Below are 21,286 nucleotides of genomic sequence, written 5' to 3'. Positions count from 1 at the left end.
TTCGTTCTCCACAACTACGGATCAGCCTAGCGCGTAGGGGCACTCTCATGAGGATCGCGGGGCGCATCGGCGCTGCTCTGGTGCTCCCCCAAGTCCCCCAGGGCTGCGGCGATGGTGCGGGCGAGGGTCGGGCCGATGCCATCGACCTCGCAGATCCGCTCCCATGTCGCCTCCCGGATGCGCTTGACGGAGCCGAAGCGGCGCAGCAGCGCCTTTTGGCGCGCGGGGCCCAGCCCCGGGATCCCATCGAGGACGGAGCGCGTGTGACGCTTCCCCCGCTTCGAGCGGTGCTTCGTAATGGCGAATCGGTGCGACTCATCACGCAGATACTGCAGGAGGTAGAGAGCTGCGGATGTGCGCGGCAGGATGAGGGGGAACTCGTCTCCGGGGACCCACACTTCTTCGAGCCGTTTGGCGAGTCCGATGACGGGGATGTCGACGCCGACTTCATCGAGGGCGCGCCGAGCGGCACCGACTTGAGCGAGTCCCCCGTCAACGACCACAAGGTCGGGCCGATAAGAGAATCGCCGGGGCCGACCGGTCGAGTCCGTGGGGCCAGCCTCGTAGGCGATCCCCTCCTCGTCCTCGCCCTCGATTCCCCTCTCCTCGGCGAGGAGGCGGGTGAAGCGGCGCGTGAGGACCTCATCCATTGCGGCGGTGTCATCGGCAGCTCCATTGCCGTCAGCGCCGCGGATGGTGAATGTGCGGTAGGCGCTCTTGCGTGGCGCCCCGTCCTCGAAAACGACCATGGAGGCGACTTGGTCGGTGCCCATGGTGTGCGAGATGTCGAAGCATTCGATGCGCAGCGGCGCCGAGTCAAGGCCGAGGTATTCGGCGAGTTCCTCCAGCGCTGCGGATCGTTGCGTGAGGTCGCCCGCCCGTTTCGTCTGATGAAGGGTGAGCGCCTGACTCGCGTTCTCGCGGACCGTGTCGAGCAGGTGGGCTTTCGCGCCGCGCTGGGGGACGCGGATGGTGACGGAGGCGCCCCGCAGTCCCGACAACCATGCTTCGAAGGTCGAATGGTCCGTGGGGAGCACGGAGACGAGGATGTCGCGGGGTACGGCAGAGGTCGGCGTGTGGGTGACATCGTCGACGGAGCGCGCTTCGGCGCGAGGGGTCCCGACTGCGCCCTCTGGGGTGCGGGGGATCATCGAGTAGACCTGTTCGAGCAGGCGCGCCATGAGGGTCTGCTCATCGGCATCATCCGCCCGGTCGATAACCCAGCCCCTGGTTCCACGGATGCGCCCTCCGCGCACATGGAATACGTGAACGGCTGCGTCGAGTTCATCGGCGACGAGAGCGAAGACATCCGCGTCGGTACCGTCGTCGAGGACGACGACATTGCGTTCGAGGACCGTTTCGAGGGCACGGATATCGTCGCGCAATTCGGCTGCGGTTTCGAAGTCGAGGTCGAGGGCAGCCTGCTTCATCTGCGCTTTGAGATCGCGGATGATCGGCCCGGTCTTTCCCTCCATGAAGTCGCAGAGCGACTGGGCGAGGGCGAAGTGCGCCTCCTCGCTGATACGACCCACGCAGGGGGCGGAACACTTGTCGATGTGGGCGAGTAGGCAGGGGCGATGCTGTGCCTGGGCTCGGTTGAACACGGCTGGCGCGCAGGTGCGCACGGGGTAGACGCGCGACAGCAGATCAATGGTCTCTTTAATAGCCCAGACCTGCGTGTAGGGGCCGAAGTAGCGCACTCCGGAGCGTCTGGCGCGGCGTGTCATCTGCACGCGGGGGACACGCTCGTTCATCGTCACCGCGAGATAGGGGTAGGACTTGTCGTCCTTGAACATAACATTGAATCGCGGGTTGAACTCTTTGATCCATGTGAATTCGAGGGCGAGCGCCTCGACTTCGGTGTTGACGACGGTCCATTGGACGCGACAGGCGGTCGTCACCATCTGCTGCGTGCGCGGGTGCAGATTCGCGAGGTCTTGGAAGTAGTTGGTGAGACGATTGCGCAGATTCTTCGCCTTGCCGACGTAGATGACGCGGTCGCGGTCGTCCATGAAGCGGTACACGCCCGGCGAGGTCGGAATGTCGCTCGTCGGGGGTCTATACGTCGCCGGATCTGCCACGCGGCCAGTCTACGGGGCATTGCCACGCCGGTCGTATCAACGGGTGTGGGGCGCGCTCAGAACGGTCGGTGATAACCACGAGATCAGACGCTAGTCCCGCTATGGTTGCATCGAAGGAGCCGTAATTCGGACGCGTCGCTCGTCGATCCCCCTAGTGCTTTACCATTTATTTGACATTCATTTGATGAAGTCTTTGCTGAGTATCAGCAAGTCACCGCGCGTGATGGAAGGACGCCCATGTTCACCTGTCCCACCGAAGTCGCTGAATTCATCGACAAGGAGAACATCGACTTCATCGATGTCCGCTTCTGCGACGTTCCCGGTGTTCAACAGCATTTCACGATTCCTGCCGCAGAGTTCGTCCGCGACGCCCTCGACAATGGACTGATGTTCGATGGCTCATCGATCCGGGGCTTCACAGCGATCCACGAATCCGATATGAAGCTCATCCCGGATATCGGCTCCGCATTCGTCGACCCCTTCCGCGCCGCCAAGACCCTCGTCGTCAACTTCTCAATCGTCGATCCCTTCACGGATGAGCCTTTCTCCCGAGACCCCCGCCAGGTCGCAGCGAAGGCAGAGGCCTATCTGCGCTCCACCGGCATCGCCGACGACTGCTTCATCGGTGCCGAAGCCGAGTTCTATCTCTTCAACGACATCCGCTACCAGGTGACCCCGCAGTCGACCTTCTACGCCGTCGACTCCCCCGAGGCCTACTGGAACACGGGGCGCACCGAGGACGGCGGCAACCCCGGTTACAAGGTGCCCCTCAAAGGCGGCTACTTCCCCGTCTCCCCCGCTGACCAGTACGCGGATGTCCGCGACGAGATGGTCCGCAAGTGCATCGCCGTCGGATTGCAGATCGAGCGCGCCCATCACGAGGTTGGCTCCGGCGGCCAGCAGGAGATCAACTACCGCTTCGCATCCCTGCAAAGAGCAGCGGACGACATGATGAAGTTCAAGTACGTCATCAAAAACACTGCCCTCGAATTCGACCATTCGGCAACATTCATGCCCAAACCCCTCTTCGGGGACAACGGATCGGGCATGCACACGCACCTGTCGCTGTGGAAGAACGGAGAACCTCTCTTCTACGACGAACGCGGCTACGGCTCCCTGTCCGATCTGGCGCGCTGGTTCATCGGAGGCCTTCTCGAGCACGCCCCCGCCCTCTTGGCGTTCACGAACCCGTCCGTGAACTCCTTCCGGCGCCTCGTCCCCGGCTTCGAAGCCCCGATCAACCTCGTCTATTCGGCGCGCAACCGTTCGGCCTGCATCCGCATTCCCGTTACGGGCACATCCCCGAAGGCCAAGCGCATCGAATACCGGGTCCCCGATCCCTCGGCGAATCCCTACTTGTCTTTCTCCGCGTGCCTCATGGCCGGCCTCGACGGCATTAAGCGCCGCATCGAGCCCGCCGCGCCGATCGACAAGGACCTCTACGAGTTGCCGCCCGCAGAGTACCTCGACATTGCGAAACTCCCCTCGTCGTTGGAGGCGGCACTCGATGCACTGCGCGACGACCATGAGTTCCTCACCGAGGGCGATGTCTTCACCCAGGATCTCATCGACACGTGGATCGACTACAAGGAGACGAACGAGGTCGCTCCCATGCGCATGTATCCGCACCCGTACGAATTCCAGATGTACTACGACTTGTAAGTGATGCTGCGCGGTGCACAATGGGAAGTGATACTGCGCGCAGTCGGCTCCTCAGCGCCGCCATCGCCTCGCGGACGGCGCCGAGTCGCTAGACTCAGCACCAGTGCTCAAAGTCTTGAACTACTGCGGATTCTTGTGAAGCGGAGGACCCATGAAAAAGCTTCGTGACGGCTCATATACGGTGAAGGCGCGCTTCGCTCTCACGGACGCCGACATCATCCCTTCACTCCTGCGCGACAGGGCACTCGACCGCCCCGACCAAGTTGCCGTTGAACAACGCTCCCCCGTCGGCGCCACCATTCCCGTCACAGCGGGTGCATTGCAGACCCAGGTAGACGATACGGCTCGCGGCCTCATCGGCCTCGGCATCCGGCCGGGCGACTGCGTCGCGATCCTCGCATCGACCTCGTATGAGTGGATGCTCCTCGACCTCGGCCTCCTATCGATCGGAGCGATCACCGTCCCCATCTATGAATCCGATTCTGCAGCGCAGATCCGCCACATCCTCACCGATGCGAATGTTACCTTTGTGTTCACGCAGACGAGCCAGCAGGCCGACCTCGTTGACACCGTGCGCACGCCGTCGGTCAGAGCGATCGATTCCTTCGACCGTGGCGCGATGAGGCACGTGGCCGCCGCCGCGCGTTCCATCACCATCGATAAGGTCGACGCCCGCCGCAGCGTCCTCAGCCCCCACGACGTTGCCACCATCATCTACACCTCCGGCACGACGGGAATCCCCAAGGGCGTCATGCTCACCCATGAGAACTTCGTGGGGACGGCGAAGGCACTGCGCCAGGTGCTCGGAGACGTCATTGATTCTGACTCGACGCGCCTGCTGCTGTTCCTGCCCGTCGCCCACGTCCTCGCGCGCTTCGTCATGCACCTGGTGCTGTCGGGGCACGGGGTCGTCGGCTTCTCCCCCGATATCAAGAACCTCCTGCCCGATATCCAAGCCTTCAAACCCTCCATCCTGCTCGTCGTACCGCGCGTCCTGGAGAAGGTCTACAACGCGGCCTCGGCGAAGGCGGGCACCGGCGTCAGGGGGAAGATGTTCTCCTGGTCGGCCAAGCAGGCCAGACGCTATTCCGCCGCCGGTGAGGGGCTCCTCGGGCCGTCGCCCTTCCTGCGGCTGCGCCACTCGATCGCCGACACCCTCGTATTGAAGAAGATCCGCCAAATCCTCGGGCCGAATCTTCAATACATCGTCTCCGGCGGCGCGCCCCTGGCCACCGACCTCGCCCAGTTCTATTCCGGCGCGGGAATCACCCTGCTCCAGGGCTACGGCCTGTCGGAGACGACCGGCCCCATCGCCGTCCAGCTGCCGTCGGATCGAACGAGCGGATACGTCGGACCGGTCCTTCCCGGCAACCGCGTGAAAATCGCGAAAGACGGAGAGATCCTCATCAAGGGCGTGTCCGTGATGAAGGGCTACCACAACCTTCCCGACGAGACGGCGCGAGTACTCACCTCGGAATGGTTCCACACCGGCGACCTCGGACGGGTTGACCGCCGCCACGGCATTACCATCACCGGCCGCAAAAAGGAACTCATCGTCACCGCAGGCGGCAAGAACGTCTCCCCGGAGGTCCTCGAAGACGCGCTCGTCACGCATCCCCTCCTCGCCAATGTCATCGTCGTCGGAGAGGCTCGCCCCTACATCGGCGCCCTTTTCACCCTCGACTCCGATATGCTGCCGACGTGGCTGGCGAAGCATGGCCTGCCCGTGGTCGATGTTCACCGCGCGGCACAGATGCCCCAAGTGCGCGAATCCCTCGAGCGGGCGATTGCGAAGGCGAATAAGGCCGTGTCGAGGGCCGAGTCCATTCGGCGCTTCCGCATCATCGATGCAACCTTCACGGTGGAGAATGGTTACCTGACGCCGTCGATGAAACTGCGCAGATCGGCAGTCATCCGCGACTACGCGCACGAGATCGACGCCCTGTACGCCGAAGGCGGGAAGAAGAAATGAGCCTGGTCCAACTCGATTCGCGCACCTGGGAAAACACCGCGACGCGCGAGGCCGATCCCTCGTGGAATCTGCCGAAGATGATCCACCGCCGTGCGCGCGAGTACCCCGGACAGATCGCCATTGAACGGCGCAATGCCGTCGGCGAGTGGACGCCCATGACGATCAACGCCTTCGCCGCCCACATTGATGACACGGCGCGCGGCCTCATCGGCCTCGGCGTCAAAGCCGGGGACCACATCGCGATCCTCGCTCCGACGTCCTACGAGTGGGCGCTCATCGACCTCGCCGCCCTCACCTGCGGCGCCGTCACCATCCCCATCTACGAGACCGACTCAGCAGCTCAGATCGCTCACATCCTCACCGACTCCGATGTGACGATCGTCATCACCGCAACATCCCAGCAGGCCGACCTCGTCAAGTCGGTCGCCACCGACCGCGTCCGGCGCATCCTCTCCCTCGACAAGGGTGCGGAAAGAGAGATCGCCGCAGCCGCGCGTTCCATCGACCCCAGCGAAGTCGAGGCCCGTCGCGACCTTCGAGCACTCGACGACGTCGCCACCATCATCTACACCTCCGGCACAACCGGCATGCCGAAGGGCATCGAACTCACGCACGGGAACTTCATCGAATCCCTCATCCAGGCATTCGACTTCCTGCCCGGCCTCATCAACAGCCCTAAGTCGCGGTCACTACTGTTCCTACCCGTCGCCCACTCCCTCGCGCGCTTCGTCATGTACGCGCTGCTGTCGGGCCAGGGACGCGTCGCTTTCGCCCCCGATACCCGCAACCTCCTCTCCGATATCGCAACTTTCAAGCCGACGATGCTGCTCGTCGTGCCCCGCGTCCTCGAGAAGGTCTACAACGCGGCGACGACGAAGGCCGGGCGCGGATTCAAGGGGACCGTGTTCTCCTGGGCGACCGCGCAGGCGCGCGACATGTCCCGTGCGACCGCATACGCCGCTCCGCCCCCGATCGAGCGCTCCTCGCGGGTCGGCACTCCTGCGATGGACACTTCCGCCATTCCCGATCCCTCGCAGACCGGCTCCCCCGGGCCGTCCCTCGCGCTGAACATGAGGATGCGCGTCGCCGACGTGATCGCCCTGCGCAAGGTGAAGGCTGCGCTCGGCCCGAACCTTCACACGATCATCTGCGGCGGCGCGCCGCTCGCGGCGGATCTTGCGCACTTCTACCGGGGGCTCGGACTGACCCTCCTGCAGGGCTACGGCCTGTCGGAGACGACCGGCCCGATCACCGTCGAATGGCCCAGCGACTTCCCGCCGGACTCCGTCGGCTTCCCCTGGCCCGGTAATACCGTTCGCATCGGAGACGACGGGGAGATCCTGCTCAAAGGTGTGTGCGTGACGAAGGGGTACCACAATCTGCCCGAAGAAACCGCCGCTGCTTTCGCCGACGGCTGGTTCCACTCCGGGGACCTCGGCGCCGTTGATGAGACCGGGCATCTGAGGATCACCGGCCGCAAGAAGGAACTCATCGTCACCGCAGGCGGTAAGAACGTCTCCCCGGAGGTTCTCGAGGACTCGCTGCAGACCCACCCGCTCATTTCAACCGTCATCGTCGTCGGCGATCAGCGCCCCTACATCGGTGCGCTCATCACCCTCGATGCGGAGATGCTTCCGATCTGGCTCGCCTCCAAAGGAGTGGAGCGGGTCGACCCCGCTGCTGCGGCGGAGTTGCCCATCGTCCGCCAGTCCCTTGAGAGGGCGATCGCGAAGGCGAACCGCACGGTGTCGAGGGCGGAGTCGATCCGCCGCTACCGCATTGTCAATGCGGAGTTCACCGTGGAGAACGGGTATTTGACGCCGTCGCTCAAGCTCAAGCGGCGCGCGGTGCTGCGGGACTACGCGCACGAGGTTGACGCCCTCTACGCCGACGGGACGACGCAGGGCGAAGGCGCATGAGCGGGGAACTGCCTGTCGCCCTCGTCACCGGAGCCACTCGCGGTCTGGGCTCTGCGATCGCCGACGCCCTCGCGCACGATCATCATGTGCTCATCGGGGGCCGTGATGCCGGGGCTGTGGCCCGGCGCGTCGCCGAACTCCCCTCGGCCTCTCCCTTCGTCGCGGATCTGACCGATCCTGCGGCTGTTGGCCGCGCCATCAAGGAGGCGGAGCCTCATCTGAGGCGCCTCAGCGTCCTCGTCAACAACGCGGGCATGTCCAAGCGCCTGCCACTGGCGGCGACGAGTCGTACCCACTGGGAGACGATGCTGTCGACGAATGTCATCGCGGTCGCCGACCTGACGACACGACTCCTGCCCCGTCTGCGGGCGAACAACGGGACGGTCGTGATGATCAATTCCGGGGCGGGAGTGCGCATCTATCCGCAGGACGCGGCCTACACCGTGTCGAAATGGGCGCTCAAGGCATTGACCGATTGTCTGCGCGAATCCGAACGGGGCGACGTGCGCGTCGTGTCCGTCCACCCGGGGCGCATCGACACGGATATGCAGCGCGAACTCACCGCCGCCACGGGCGCGGCCTATGACCCGAGCCTGCACATGGCCCCGGCCGACGTGGCGCGCAGTATTCGCCTCGCCCTCGACATGCCCGCCTCGATGAATGTCGACGAAATCCACCTGCGGACGACGGAGAAGAAGGCCTAGGCACATCCCGAAGGCATCCTCTACCTGCGAATATGGGGAATCGACCTCCCTGATCGTCCATTACGGACACTACCTGCTGTTCGCGGCCTTCTGCCTCTTGGCGAGGACGCTTTTGAGGAACTGCCCGGTGTAGGAGCCCTCGGCCTCGGCGACCTGCTCGGGGGTGCCCTCGGCGACAACGAGGCCACCTCTCGCACCGCCCTCGGGCCCCATGTCGATGATCCAATCCGCGGACTTGATGACGTCGAGGTTGTGCTCGATGACGATGACGGAGTTTCCCTTGTCGACGAGGGATTGGAGCACCATGAGGAGCTTGCGGATGTCCTCCGAATGCAGACCCGTCGTCGGCTCGTCGAGGACGTAGACGGTCTTGCCCTTCGACCTGCGCTGCAGTTCTGAGGCGAGTTTGACGCGCTGCGCCTCGCCGCCCGACAAGGTTGTCGCTGCCTGCCCGAGTCTCACGTATCCGAGCCCGACTTCAACAAGGGTGTTGAGGTGGCGGGCGATCCTTGAAATCGACGCGAAGAACTCGGCGGCCTCGACGACCGGCATGTCGAGAATGTCGGCGACGGACTTGCCCTTGTACAGGATCTCCAGGGTCTCGCGGTTGTAGCGAGCGCCATGGCACACTTCGCAGGGCACGTACACGTCGGGCAGGAAGTTCATCTCGATCTTCAAGGTGCCGTCGCCGCGGCAGGACTCGCACCTGCCGCCCTTCACATTGAAGGAGAAGCGGCCGGGCCCATAGCCGCGCATCTTCGCCTCGGGCGTTTGGGAGAAGAGCTGGCGGATCGCGTCCCACACGCCGGTGTAGGTCGCGGGATTCGAGCGCGGTGTTCGCCCGATCGGCGACTGGTCGACGTGGACGACCTTGTCGAGGGTGTCGAGGCCGGAAACCGAGCGGTGGCGCCCGGGCACAAGCCTGGCGCCGTTAAGCCGGGAGGCGAGGGTCCGGTAGAGGATCGAGTTGACGAGGGTCGACTTGCCTGAACCCGAGACACCGGTGACGGCCACGAAGCAGCCGAGGGGGAAGTCGACCGTCACATCGCGCAGATTGTGTTCGCGCGCACCCTTGACGGTCAGGCGCCTGTCGGGGTCGACGGGTCGACGGGTTGTGGGGATCTGGATCGACCTGCGACCCGACAGGTAGTCGCCGGTGATGGACTTCGTGTTCTTCAGCAGATCGGCGAGGGGGCCCGAGTGGACGACCCAGCCGCCGGTCTCCCCCGCTCCCGGTCCGATGTCGACGATCCAGTCGGCCGCCTCCATCGTCTCCTCGTCATGTTCGACGACGATGAGGGTATTGCCGAGGTCTCGCAGCCTCTTGAGGGTCTCAATGAGTTTGCGGTTATCCCGCTGGTGAAGGCCTATGGAGGGCTCGTCGAGGACGTAGAGGACGCCGACGAGGCCGGAGCCGATCTGCGTGGCCAGGCGGATGCGCTGAGCCTCCCCGCCCGACAGGGTTCCCGCACCGCGCGACAGGGTGAGGTATCCGAGTCCGACGTCGACGAGGAAGTCGAGGCGTGCATGGATCTCTTGGAGGATCGGCGCCGCAATGGCCTTCGCCCGCACATCGAGATCGATGCCGCGCAGTCGGCTGCGCGCGTCTGTGATCGCCAGGTCGGAGAACTCTGCGATGGACAGTCCCCCGATCGTTACGGCGAGGACTTCCGGGCGCAGTCGGGCGCCGCGGCATGCGGGACACGGGATCTCACGCATATAGGAGGTCATCTTGTCGGTCACCCACTCCGACTCGGTCTCCTCCCTCTTGCGCTCGATGTAGGCGACGACCCCCTCGAAGCCGGTCGTATAGGAGCGCTCCCTGCCCCAGCGGTTGCGGAACTTGACCTCGACCTTGTAGTCCTTACCGAAGAGAATCGCGTGGCGCGCCTCTTCAGGAAGGTCCTTCCACGGCGTATTCATCGCAAAGCCGAGTTCTTTGCCCAGTGAGGCGAGCAACCGGGAGTGGTACTTGAAGTTCGAGTTCCACGGGATTACTGCGCCCTCGGACAGGCTCAGTTCCTCGTCGGGGACGAGCAGTTCGGGGTCGACTTCGAGCTTGGAGCCGAGGCCCGTGCATTCGGGGCAGGCGCCGTAGGGGGCGTTGAAGGAGAAGGTCCGAGGTTCGATCTCTTCGAGTGCGAGGACGTGGTCATTGGGACAGGAGCGCTTCTCCGAGTAGCGCCTGCGGCGCTCCGAGTCATCATCGGGCAGATCAACATTGTCGACGATGATGAGACCATCGGATAGTCGCAAAGCGGTTTCGACGGAGTCGGCGAGTCGTTGGCGCATTCCGGCGCGCACGACGAGGCGGTCGATGACCACTTCGATCGTGTGCCGCAGTTTCTTTTCCAGCTTCGGTGCAGAATCGAGGCGGACGAGTTCCCCATCGATGACGGCCCTCGTATAGCCGGAGGTCTTGAGCTCTTCGATGAGATCCTGATACTCGCCCTTGCGCCCGCGGATCACCGGGGACAGGATCTGGAACCTCGTACCCTCGGGCATGGAGCGGATGCGGTCGACGATCTGCTGCGCCGTTTGGGCTTGGATCTGAGCGCCGCACTGCGGGCAGTGGGCGGTCCCGGCGCGCGCGTAGAGCAGTCGCAGGTAGTCGTGGATCTCGGTGATGGTGCCGACGGTCGATCGGGGGTTGCGCGACGTCGATTTCTGGTCGATGGACACGGCCGGCGACAGGCCCTCGATGAAGTCGACGTCGGGCTTATCCATCTGTCCAAGGAATTGGCGCGCGTATGACGACAGGGATTCGACGTAGCGGCGCTGTCCTTCGGCGAAGATCGTGTCGAAGGCGAGTGAGGACTTCCCGGAGCCGGAGAGGCCGGTGAAGACGATCATGGAGTCGCGCGGCAGTTCGAGACGGACATCCTTGAGATTGTGCTCGCGGGCGCCTGAGATGATCAATGAGTCGTGCACCCCTCGATCCTACCCGCGTCGTCGACTATTCGTCGTACAGGTGTTCCATTTCGGAGCAAGTGTGAGTACTCGCATCGCTCCCACCTGATGAGCCGCTTGATCGGTTCCGCTTCGGCGGCGCCGCCGAAGGAATAGTGTGGATGCATGGCTTACTTCGCAGTGAATTACGACTACGACACCGCTCAGAGCGACACGATCGCCGAGGTGCGCCCGGTGCACCGGGAGTTCCTCGCCTCATTGAAGGACCAGGGCGTTATCATCGCCTCCGGTCCGCTCGAGGGCGACGGCGCTCTCCTCCTCGTTGAGGCGGCGAATGGGGCCTCGGCGGCGGCCGCCCTCGACAAGGATCCGTTCTTCGAGGCGGGTGTCATCCTCAAGCGGACGATCCGCGCCTGGAACCCCGTCATCAGGAGCTTCTGAGCCCGGCAGGGCGGTTGCCCCGCTCAGTCTGCGGATTCGCCCACGCTCTGCGCTTTGGCGTGCATCCGCGCATAGTAGATGCGATGCGAGAACTCGATGAGCATCCCTGCCGTCGCGCCGATGGCGACAACGATGAGCCACTGGCCATTCGACGGCCACTCCAGCGCGAAGAAGGTGCGCGTGACGCCAAACGCGATCCCTGCGATCGCGAGGGCGACCATGGTCACCAGCAATGCGAGCTTCCACGCTTTGAAGGGCCTCGCGGTAATCGACAGCAGCCACACGGCGCCGATCATCAGTGTGAGCGTCGCCGCCGTACTCCCGATCGTCGACTCCCCGCCGACGAGCCGGTACGACAGGATCGCGGAGAAGGCGAGAATCGCACCCGAGGGCACCGCCAGGGAGAGGGTCCGGCGTAAGAATCCGGGCACGTAGCGGCGCGCATTCGGGGCGAGCGCCAGGAAGAACGCGGGGACGCCGATGGTGAAGACGTCGATGTAGGTGAAGTGGCGCGGCAGGAACGGATACTTCCACGCCATGATGGCGCACGCGATGACGAGGATCGCCGCATAGGTCGTCTTCGCGAGGAAGAGCGCGGACACCCGTTCCATATTCGCAATGATGCGGCGCCCTTCGGCGACGACGCCGGGTAGAACGGAGAAGCGCGAATCGACGAGGACGACCTGCGCCACGGCCTTCGTCGCCTGAGCCCCATTGCCCATGGCGATACCCAGGTCAGCGTCTTTGAGAGCGAGCGCGTCATTGACGCCGTCTCCGGTCATTGCGACGCAATGCCCCTTGGCTTGGAGGGCCTCCACCATTGCGCGCTTCTGCTCGGGTGTGACGCGCCCGAATACGTCGCTGTCCTCAACCATCGCTTGGAATTCGTCGGAGAGGGTGTCTGCGGGCAGCGTCCTCGCATCGCAGACCCTGGGTGTTCCCCCGTCGGGAGCGCGCAAACCGACCTGCGCGGCGAGGGCCCTCACCGTGACTGGGTTGTCGCCGGAGATGACGCGCACGTGAACGCCCTGCGCGCGGAAGTATTGGAGGGTTTCAGCGGCGTCGGAGCGCAGGTCCTCTTCGAGGACGACGAGGGCGGCGAGTGAGCGCTCCTCCGGCAGTTCCTGCGCGTCCTCGTCCATTGAGGCCATGGCGAGGGCGACGACCCTGTTTCCCAGGGATGCGTATTCGTCGACACTGCTCATGAGGGGCGACTCCTCCGAGTTCTGGCGCACGATCTCGGGGGCGCCGAGGATCCACGCACTCGTGCCCGTTCCGCAGGCCGACCACTTGCGGGCCGAGGAGAAGGGAATCGTCCACGTCGGCTCCGGCGCAACCGCGCGCTCTTCGCAGTGGTCCCAGATCGCCTGGGCGGTCGCATTCGTCCTGTCCTCGCTCAGCGCGCCGAGCGCCGCGAGAATGCGCCCGCGATCCGCCTCATCCTCGACGAGGATGGTGCGCACGCGGATGCCGCCGGTGGTGAGCGTGCCCGTCTTGTCGACGCAGAGGCAGTCGACGCGGGCGAGCACCTCGACTGCGGGCAGTTCTTGGATGAGGACTCCGCGGCGCGCCAGGGTCGCCGATCCGATCGCGAAGTTCATCGAGGTGAGCAGGACGAGGCCCTGCGGGATCATTCCGACGACGCTGGCGACGGACACGACGATGGCGGATTGCCAGGAGGCGTCGGAGCCGTCGGCGACGATCCTCGTCTGGGACCAGAAGGTGACGATGACGACGGGCACGAGCAGGAAGGACACGACCCGGAGCACGGAGTTGATGCTCTGCTGGATCTGGGAGGTCGTGCGGATGAATTGGCGCGCCCGGTGCGCGATGTCCTGCGCGTAGGAGTCCCCTCCGACTCGAGTCGCGCGGATGAGTGCGCTCCCCGCGACGACGGAGGTCCCCGCGAGAACCTGGTCGCCTTCCTTCTTCTTCACGGGCTTCGATTCGCCCGTGAGCAGGGACTCGTCAACTTCGAGGCCCAAGCTGTCGAGGATGATGCCGTCGACGCAGATCTGCGTTCCCAGCGTGAGACGGAGGACGTCGTCAAGGACAACGCCGTCGGTGGGGATCTCGTCCGCCAGTCCGTCGCGTATGACGGTAGCGGTCGGTGCGTCGACGATCGCAAGTGCATCGAGGGTCCGCTTGGCGCGGATCTCCGAGACAATGCCGATGATGGCATTGATGATCATGACACCGCCGAAGACCACATCCTGAATGTGCCCGACGACGAGAACGATGAGGGCGGCACTGATGAGGATCCCATTGAAGAGGGTGAAGACATTCGTCCGGATGATCGAGGCCAAAGACCGAGATGTCCGTTGCGCGATTTCGTTCGTCTGCCCTTTCGCGACTCGCTCAGCAACCTCGCGTTTGCTCAGACCCGTCATCATGTCGGTGGTCGTCGTTGTCACATCACTCCAAAGCGGCTTCCGGTCGGATTATGAGGCGGCAGTGTCTGTCCCCGTCTCACCTGCTTGAAGCGAACGCGACTTGAGCAGCGAAGCCACCACCGTCAGCGTAATGGTAATGAGAATGAACGCAAGCGATGGAGCGATCCCGATCTCAGGAGCCCAGTGATACCCCTCACCGCCGTTGAGGAAGGGCAGGGTATTCTCGTGCATCGCATGGAAGATGAGTTTGGCGCCAATGAACGCCAGGATCGCCGCGAGACCGTAGTGCAGGTAGACGAGCCTTTCGAGAAGCCCGTCGATGAGGAAGTAGAGCTGGCGAAGCCCCAGCAGCGCGAAGGCGTTCGACGCGAACACCAGGTAGGGCTCGCGGGTGAGGCCGAAGATCGCGGGGATCGAGTCGAAGGCGAACATAAGGTCCGCCGTCCCCAGGGCGAAGACCACGAGAAGCATCGGCGTGAGGTAGGTGCGGCCGCCGTGGCGGTGCAAGAACTTCTGCCCCATGAAGCCATCGGTGACGGGGAAGGCGCGGCGCACCATCCGCACGAAGGCGTTCTCGTGGTACTCCCCATCGTCGGGCTCATCATCCGCCATTCCCTCTCTCGCCTGGGAAAATGCGGTCCACAACAGCCATGCGCCGAAGATGAAGAATACCGCGCTGAAGCGCTCGATGAGTGCGGCGCCGACGAGGATGAACACGAGGCGCAGGACGAGGGCGATAATGATGCCCGACAGCAGCGCCTTCTGCTGGAAGCTCCTGGGGACCCTGAACGAGGTCATGATGATGATGAAGACGAAAAGGTTGTCGAGGGACAGGGCCTTCTCCGTCAAGAATCCGGCATAGTATTCACCGGCGTACTGGCCGCCGTACACGATCCAAATGATGAGGCCGAATGCGAGGCCGAGGAGGATGTAACCGATCGACCATTTCATCGCCTCTTTGAGACTCGGCGCATGGGGTTTGCGGACGTGGCCGACGATGTCGATGGTGATGAGCGCGAGGATTGCGACGGCCAGACCGAACCAGCCGAGGGCGTGAACATGCACGGAAGGGAGCCTCTCTGAGGTAGCGCAACAAAGCGAGGTCTCTTCCCACCCGTAGGGCGGCTGATCCGAGCGATGGTTCTCAACGCCGTGGTGACGAATCAGCGCTTTGCGGGATTACTCCCCTCGACACCCATTCTAGACGGCAATGCACTGCGATGTCCCATGACACCGCCTTCTGAGAAGGCGGATTCTCCGCCTCGGCACTCCGTCAATGGGCCGCCCTCATCTGCCGCAGCTCTTTTTTGAGGTCGGAGATCTCGTCTCTCAGACGCGCCGCAAGTTCAAATTGCAGATCGGCGGCCGCCGCCGTCATCTGCGCAGAGAGGTCCTCGATGAGGATGGCGAGGTCGGCCTCGGCCTGTGCTCCGAGTTCGCGCCCGCTTCGAGCCGCCTGCCTGGAGGAGCAGGACGCCTCACGGCGGTATCCGCCCTCGAGGAGGGACTGTGTGTCGATCTGTTCGCGCGCCAGCATGTCGGTGACGTCTGCGATCTTCTTGCGCAACGGCGTCGGGTCGATGCCGTGCTCGGTGTTGAAGGCGATCTGCAGTTCCCTACGCCGCTGGGTTTCGCTGATCGCCGCCTGCATGGAGTCGGTGATCGTGTCGGCGTACATGTGAACCTCTCCCGACACATTGCGCGCTGCGCGCCCAATCGTCTGGATGAGGGAGCGGGTCGAGCGCAAGAACCCTTCTTTGTCGGCGTCGAGGATGGACACGAGGGACACTTCGGGCAAGTCGAGGCCCTCGCGCAGTAGATTGATGCCGACGAGGACATCGAATGCCCCCTGGCGCAGTTCGCGCAGCAACTCCACGCGCCGCAGCGTGTCAACATCGGAGTGCAGGTATTCGACGCGCACTCCCCTTTCTGCGAGGTAGGTCGTGAGGTCTTCCGCCATCTTCTTCGTCAGGGTCGTCACGAGGACCCTCTCGCTGGCTGCGACCCGTGTCTGTATCTGTTCGAGGAGGTCATCGACTTGACCGAGGGTCGGTTTGACGACGATCTTCGGGTCGACGAGGCCGGTGGGGCGGATGATCTGTTCGACGACCCCGTCGGAGCGGGAAAGCTCGTAGTCGCCGGGAGTGGCGGACAGGTACACGGTCTGCCCGATCCTCTCAATGAATTCGTCCCACTTGAGGGGACGGTTGTCCATCGCCGAGGGGAGGCGGAAGCCATGGTCGACGAGGGTCCGCTTGCGCGACATGTCGCCCTCGAACATGGCGCCGATCTGCGGGACCGTCACATGGGATTCGTCGATGATGAGCAGGAAGTCGTCGGCGAAGTAGTCGAGGAGGGTGTGCGGGGGCGTGCCCGGGCCTCGTCCGTCGATGTGGCGCGAGTAGTTCTCCACGCCCGCGCATGAGCCGATCTCGCGGAGCATTTCGAGGTCGTAAGTGGTGCGCATGCGCAGTCGCTGGGCTTCGAGGAGTTTGCCCTGGGATTCGAACCAGGCGAGCCTTTCGGCGAGTTCCTCTTCGATTGATGCGAGTGCGCGTTTCATGCGCTCCTCCCCCGCGACGTAGTGGGAGGCAGGGAAGAGGTAGACGTGGTCGACGTCGTTGATGACGTCTCCGGTGAGGGGGTGGAGCACGGAGAGGGATTCGATCTCGTCGCCGAACATCTCGATGCGGATCGCGAGTTCCTCATAGACGGGGATGATTTCGATAGTGTCCCCGCGTACGCGGAAGGTACCCCGGGTGAAGGCGAGGTCGTTTCGGACGTATTGCATGTTGATAAACGAGCGCAGCAGGGTGTCCCGGTCGATCATCATGCCGCGTTCAAGTTCCACCATCCGCGCGACGTATTCCTCCGGAGTGCCCAGGCCGTAGATGCAGGAAACGGAGGCGACGACGACTGTATCGCGGCGGGTGAGCAGGTTGTTCGTCGCGCTGTGGCGCAGGCGCTCGACTTCGTCGTTGATAGATGAGTCTTTCTCGATGTAGGTGTCCGTCTGGGGAATGTACGCCTCGGGCTGGTAGTAGTCGTAGTAGGACACGAAGTACTCGACTGCGTTATTGGGCAGCAGTTCGCGGAACTCTGCAGCGAGCTGTGCGGCGAGCGTCTTATTCGGCTCGATGACGAGCGCGGGGCGCTGAACTTCTTCAATGAGCCACGCGGTCGTCGCGGACTTGCCGGTGCCGGTGGCGCCCAGGAGGACGATGTCCTGTTCGCCATTGCGCAGTCTCTCCGCCAGTTCCTTGATGGCGGTGGGCTGGTCGCCAGATGGCGTGTATTCGGAGATGACCTCGAAGGGGTTCTCTTGACGCAGGACTGGTCGCTCACTCACGCTCTCAACGGTAGTCGACCATGTCCGCTCCGACAGCGCGGAACCGCACAGGTGTTCGAGGCGTCCGTCTCAACTGCACACACACTACTCCTCCGCTGTCATCGTTCGCGACGAAGGGTACGGGCGGCAACATGACTTGACGTGCGAGAACGATGGAATCGGCACGAGTCGCGCATAATGCAGATGTACGTGAGTGTGTGCAGTCTCGACGTTGTGCCCGAGTACCCTTCGCGCCAGATGACCGTCAAGCACCATCCACAGCCGAGCGGCTGCCGTATGCGCCAATCCACAGGTTCGTTTTTCGTGATTGAAACCCCGGAGGCAATCGACTATCTCAGAATCCATGGACCTCGAGGAATACCTGCACCACCATCACGGCATCGCACGCCTGTCGGAGTTGGAAGCGCTCTTCCCCAATGTCCGGTCGTACTGCCGAAAGCGTGGAGTTCACCAAAAGCAGGGATTGCTCGTCTCTCCTCTTGCCGAGGGACCGGACAGGATCGCGGCATTGTCCGGTGCCCTGCTCACCGGTCGATATGCCGCCGCGCGTCACAACCTCCCGCTCATCGATGCCCCTGCCGCCATTGACCTCGCGGTACCTCATACACACGGTCGCCCTCCCACCGCGGCGCGCTCCTCCGGAGTAGTCGTCCATCGCGAGCGCTTCCCACTGTTCGCAGATCCGGACTGCCCGTGGCTGGCGTCTGTGCGCACGACTGTCAATCACCTCGTACGCCACGAGTCGCGTCTGGGAGCCGTCGCAGCTCTGGACCATGTCCGTCACAAGAATCTGATGCCACTCGACGGCATCGTCATTCCCGGCGGCGGGCCGTTTCTGCCGAAGGTTCGTGAAGCACTTCGCAGATCCCGAACCGGGGTTCGCTCACCGTTGGAGACCGTGGTCCGACTGCAACTTGAAGATGCGGGCATAGAGGTTGAGACTGCCGTCCTCATCGACAGCGTCGGCGAGGTGGATATGCTCGTGGCCGGGTGGCTGGTTGTGGAGACGGATGGGCAACAGCATGCGGACCTCTCCCAGTGGCACACCGACAGGGAACGGGATCTGCGCTTGATGGAACGCGGGTATGTCGTTGTCCGAGTCACCTACGACCACGCCCTGCAGGAGCGCACCGCACCGCTGGTTCGTGAACTGTTAGACCGTTACCCGGACCATCCGCGTCCTCTACGGGGAGATTTCAGATCCTGGGTTCGCACCAGTGTGCGCTGACCCCGCTCGCGATCCGAGCGGGGTCCCGTATTGGCGGCCACTGCGAATCGCCGCGACGGACTCGTTCGTACACCTCTTGAATCATCCGCGTCTTTCCAACGCCCGAGGCACCCTCGAGAACGACGACTCGGGGCAACGCAGTGTCTCCGTTGTAAGTGGAGCGCATGCGTTCCGCAAGATCAGCAGCAATCTGCACATGAGGGCCCGGGAGCTCATTCACCATGCGCCTGATGCTGCGCAGACGCCGGTGTCAACCACGTAGTAACAAGCATCGCGACGAGGCGTCGACACTCGTCGATGCTTCCGGTGTTCATGATCCAGATAGTGCAAACGGCTCGCCGCTGCTCATTGCTGGCCTGCGCGTTGATTCTCGCCAATGCGTCCTGTCGGCTCATGCCGCGACCCTTGAGGCGCTCGAGCCGCACGTCAATGGGCGCATCCACAATGATGACTGCATCGAATTGGTCTGCGAGCCCCGCCTCGACGAGGAGCGGAACATCGTAGACGGCCAGGCCGTCCGCAGGAGCACTCGCGAGGATCTCCTCCGCTTTGGCGGCGATGAGCGGGTGGGCGATCGACTCAAGCGTGCGCCTCGCATCATCATCGGCGAAAACCAGAGCGGCGAGGCGACCCCGGTCGACGTCGCCCGAAGCAGTCAGAATCGAATCTCCGAATGCGTCGACGAGGGCCGTCAGCCCCACGCCGCCAGGCTCGACGACCTCACGGGCAATGACATCCGCATCGGCGAGGATCGCTCCCGCATCACGCAGCGCCTGTGCCACCGTCGATTTGCCCGAGCCGATCCCCCCGGTCAGGCCGACGCGAAGCGCACGCCCCTCAATCCGACCGATCGGCCGCACGAGTTCAGCCGATGCGCCTCCGCATTCGATCCGCTCGGTTGCGCTCACGATTTCATCACCATTCACCCTGACGAGGGTAATGCACCGGAGTACACAGCGGGGCGCCCTGCAGATGTCTGCAGGGCGCCCCAACCTTCAGCGGCGAACCACTGTCAGCTTCAGTTGCTATTCGTCAGCTTCTCGCGCAGTGCGGCGAGGGCCTCGTCGGAGGCGAGGGTACCGGCGCTGTCGACCGGGGTGGAGTAGGAAGCCTGCTCCTCGACAGTCGGGGCGGCCTCGGCGTCCTCTTCGGCGGCCTTGACGACCTGCGCCTTGTGGGCCTCCCAGCGGGCCTGAGCCTCTGCGTACTGGGCCTCCCACGCTTCGCGCTGAGCTTCGAAGCCCTCCATCCACTCCTGAGTCTCCGGATCGAAGCCCTCGGGGTACTTGTAGTTGCCGTCCTCGTCGTACTCCGCGGCCATGCCATACAGCGACGGATCGAACTCTTCGGACGACGGGTCGACGCCCTCGTTCGCCTGCTTGAGCGACAAGGAGATGCGGCGGCGCTCGAGGTCGATGTCGATGACCTTCACGAAGGCGTCATCGCCGACCTTGACGACCTGGTCGGGCAGCTCGACGTGGCGCTGAGCCAGCTCGGAGATGTGGACGAGGCCCTCGATGCCATCCTCGACGCGCACGAATGCGCCGAAGGGGACGAGCTTGGTGACCTTGCCGGGCACAACCTGGCCGATGGCGTGGGTGCGGGCGAATGCCTGCCACGGATCTTCCTGGGTGGCCTTGAGGGACAGGGAGACGCGCTCACGATCCATGTCGACGTCGAGAACCTCGACGGTGACTTCCTGACCGACCTCGACAACCTCGGAGGGGTGATCGATGTGCTTCCAGGACAGTTCGGAGACGTGCACGAGGCCATCCACGCCGCCCAGGTCGACGAATGCGCCGAAGTTGACGATCGAGGAGACATTGCCGGTGCGGACCTGACCCTTGCCCAGGGTGTGCAGGAAGTTCGTGCGAACCTCGGACTGGGTCTGCTCGAGCCATGCGCGGCGCGACAGGACCACGTTGTTGCGGTTCTTGTCGAGCTCGATGATCTTCGCCTCGAGTTCGCGGCCGATATAGGGCTGGAGGTCGCGGACGCGGCGCATCTCGACGAGGGATGCGGGCAGGAAGCCGCGCAGGCCGATGTCGATGATGAGGCCGCCCTTGACGACCTCGATGACAGTGCCGGTGACGACGCCCTCTTCTTCCTTGACCTTTTCGATCTGGCCCCAGGCGCGCTCGTACTGGGCGCGCTTCTTCGACAGGAGCAGACGGCCTTCCTTGTCCTCCTTCTGAAGAACCAGGGCCTCAATCTTGTCGCCCACTGCGACGACATCGTCAGGGTTGACGTCGTGCTTGATGGAGAGCTCGCGAGAGAGGATCACGCCCTCAGTCTTGTAGCCGATGTCGAGGAGGACCTCATCGTGGTCGACCTTGACGACAGTGCCCTCGACGATGTCGCCATCGTTGAAGTACTTGATGGTTTCGTCGATGGCGGCAAGCAGGTCCTCGGTGGAACCGATGTCGTTGACCGCGACCTGCGGCGTGTTGGTGGTCATGTAGTTGTGTCTCCGAGACGGACTGGATAGTAGGTTGACAGTTGTCGGAGTGGGCGGAGGCGCCAAAGCGCACTGATCCCGCACAATCCGCCGTTAAGCCTATCAGCCCCGGCACGTCTGGGAAAACACGGTCCGCGCCCTAAAACGTGGTGTCCGTCGCTTGGACGAG

Annotated in this window: 13 protein-coding genes; 6 read left to right on the top strand and 7 right to left on the bottom strand. The window is 63.7% G+C overall.

From position 1 onward, the window contains the following. Window positions 1-26: 26 nt before the first annotated feature. Entirely contained in the window at window positions 27-2,081 is a 2,055-nt protein-coding gene (gene uvrC, locus BQ7471_RS05800; RefSeq protein WP_076464889.1) for an excinuclease ABC subunit UvrC, read from the bottom strand. Window positions 2,082-2,318: 237 nt separating this feature from the next. On the opposite strand from uvrC, the gene glnA reads away from it, so the two are divergent. The 4 genes from glnA to BQ7471_RS05780 all read left to right on the top strand — a co-directional run bounded on the left by glnA (window position 2,319) and on the right by BQ7471_RS05780 (window position 8,338). Next, on the top strand, window positions 2,319-3,743 hold the full coding sequence (glnA, locus tag BQ7471_RS05795) for a type I glutamate--ammonia ligase (protein WP_076464888.1): 1,425 nt from the start codon (window positions 2,319-2,321) through the stop codon (window positions 3,741-3,743). A gap of 151 nt (window positions 3,744-3,894) precedes the next feature. Further along, on the top strand, window positions 3,895-5,715 hold the full coding sequence (locus BQ7471_RS05790; RefSeq protein ID WP_076464886.1) for an AMP-dependent synthetase/ligase: 1,821 nt from the start codon (window positions 3,895-3,897) through the stop codon (window positions 5,713-5,715). Continuing rightward, window positions 5,712-7,634 carry an AMP-dependent synthetase/ligase gene (locus tag BQ7471_RS05785; RefSeq protein WP_076464885.1) on the top strand — a complete coding sequence of 641 codons (1,923 nt, stop codon included), beginning with the start codon at window positions 5,712-5,714 and terminating at the stop codon, window positions 7,632-7,634. The genes BQ7471_RS05790 and BQ7471_RS05785 overlap by 4 nt, the downstream gene beginning before the upstream one ends. After that, window positions 7,631-8,338 (top strand): SDR family oxidoreductase, encoded by a 708-nt coding sequence (locus tag BQ7471_RS05780; protein WP_076464883.1) that lies wholly within the window; start codon window positions 7,631-7,633, stop codon window positions 8,336-8,338. Before BQ7471_RS05785 ends, BQ7471_RS05780 begins: the two co-directional genes overlap by 4 nt. 69 nt (window positions 8,339-8,407) lie before the next feature. On the opposite strand, the gene uvrA is transcribed toward BQ7471_RS05780, so the two are convergent. Then, entirely contained in the window at window positions 8,408-11,269 is a 2,862-nt protein-coding gene (gene uvrA / locus BQ7471_RS05775) for an excinuclease ABC subunit UvrA (protein WP_076464881.1), read from the bottom strand. A gap of 144 nt (window positions 11,270-11,413) precedes the next feature. Between uvrA and BQ7471_RS05770 the strand changes: the two genes are divergently transcribed. Next, on the top strand, window positions 11,414-11,689 hold the full coding sequence (locus BQ7471_RS05770) for a YciI family protein (RefSeq protein ID WP_076464880.1): 276 nt from the start codon (window positions 11,414-11,416) through the stop codon (window positions 11,687-11,689). 23 nt (window positions 11,690-11,712) lie between these two features. On the opposite strand, the gene BQ7471_RS05765 is transcribed toward BQ7471_RS05770, so the two are convergent. The 3 genes from BQ7471_RS05765 to uvrB all read right to left on the bottom strand — a co-directional run bounded on the left by BQ7471_RS05765 (window position 11,713) and on the right by uvrB (window position 17,431). Continuing rightward, window positions 11,713-14,082 carry an HAD-IC family P-type ATPase gene (locus BQ7471_RS05765; RefSeq protein ID WP_076466199.1) on the bottom strand — a complete coding sequence of 790 codons (2,370 nt, stop codon included), beginning with the start codon at window positions 14,080-14,082 and terminating at the stop codon, window positions 11,713-11,715. Between the two features lie 48 nt (window positions 14,083-14,130). Continuing rightward, window positions 14,131-15,147, bottom strand: coding sequence for a TerC family protein (locus BQ7471_RS05760; protein WP_076464878.1), 1,017 nt, complete (start codon window positions 15,145-15,147; stop codon window positions 14,131-14,133). Window positions 15,148-15,355: 208 nt separating this feature from the next. Beyond that, window positions 15,356-17,431, bottom strand: coding sequence for an excinuclease ABC subunit UvrB (uvrB, locus tag BQ7471_RS05755; RefSeq protein ID WP_076464877.1), 2,076 nt, complete (start codon window positions 17,429-17,431; stop codon window positions 15,356-15,358). A gap of 343 nt (window positions 17,432-17,774) precedes the next feature. Between uvrB and BQ7471_RS11110 the strand changes: the two genes are divergently transcribed. Next, window positions 17,775-18,659, top strand: a complete 885-nt coding sequence (locus BQ7471_RS11110; RefSeq protein WP_129583367.1) for an endonuclease domain-containing protein — start codon at window positions 17,775-17,777, stop codon at window positions 18,657-18,659. Between the two features lie 212 nt (window positions 18,660-18,871). Here the strand turns inward: BQ7471_RS11110 and coaE are convergent, their stop codons facing one another. Further along, the gene (gene coaE, locus BQ7471_RS05740; RefSeq protein WP_235821245.1) at window positions 18,872-19,585 is read right to left on the bottom strand and encodes a dephospho-CoA kinase; all 714 of its coding nucleotides are present in this window, start codon (window positions 19,583-19,585) and stop codon (window positions 18,872-18,874) included. A 92-nt stretch (window positions 19,586-19,677) separates the two neighbouring features. Further along, window positions 19,678-21,117: a 30S ribosomal protein S1 gene (gene rpsA, locus BQ7471_RS05735; protein ID WP_076464871.1), complete on the bottom strand. Its 1,440-nt coding sequence runs from the start codon at window positions 21,115-21,117 to the stop codon at window positions 19,678-19,680. Window positions 21,118-21,286: the final 169 nt, after the last annotated feature.

The organism is Actinomyces mediterranea, assembly GCF_900155595.1.
Classification (GTDB): Bacteria; Actinomycetota; Actinomycetes; order Actinomycetales; family Actinomycetaceae; genus Pauljensenia; species Pauljensenia mediterranea.
Note: the sequence above shows the minus strand (reverse complement) of the source record. Positions and strands in the feature narration are given on the sequence as shown.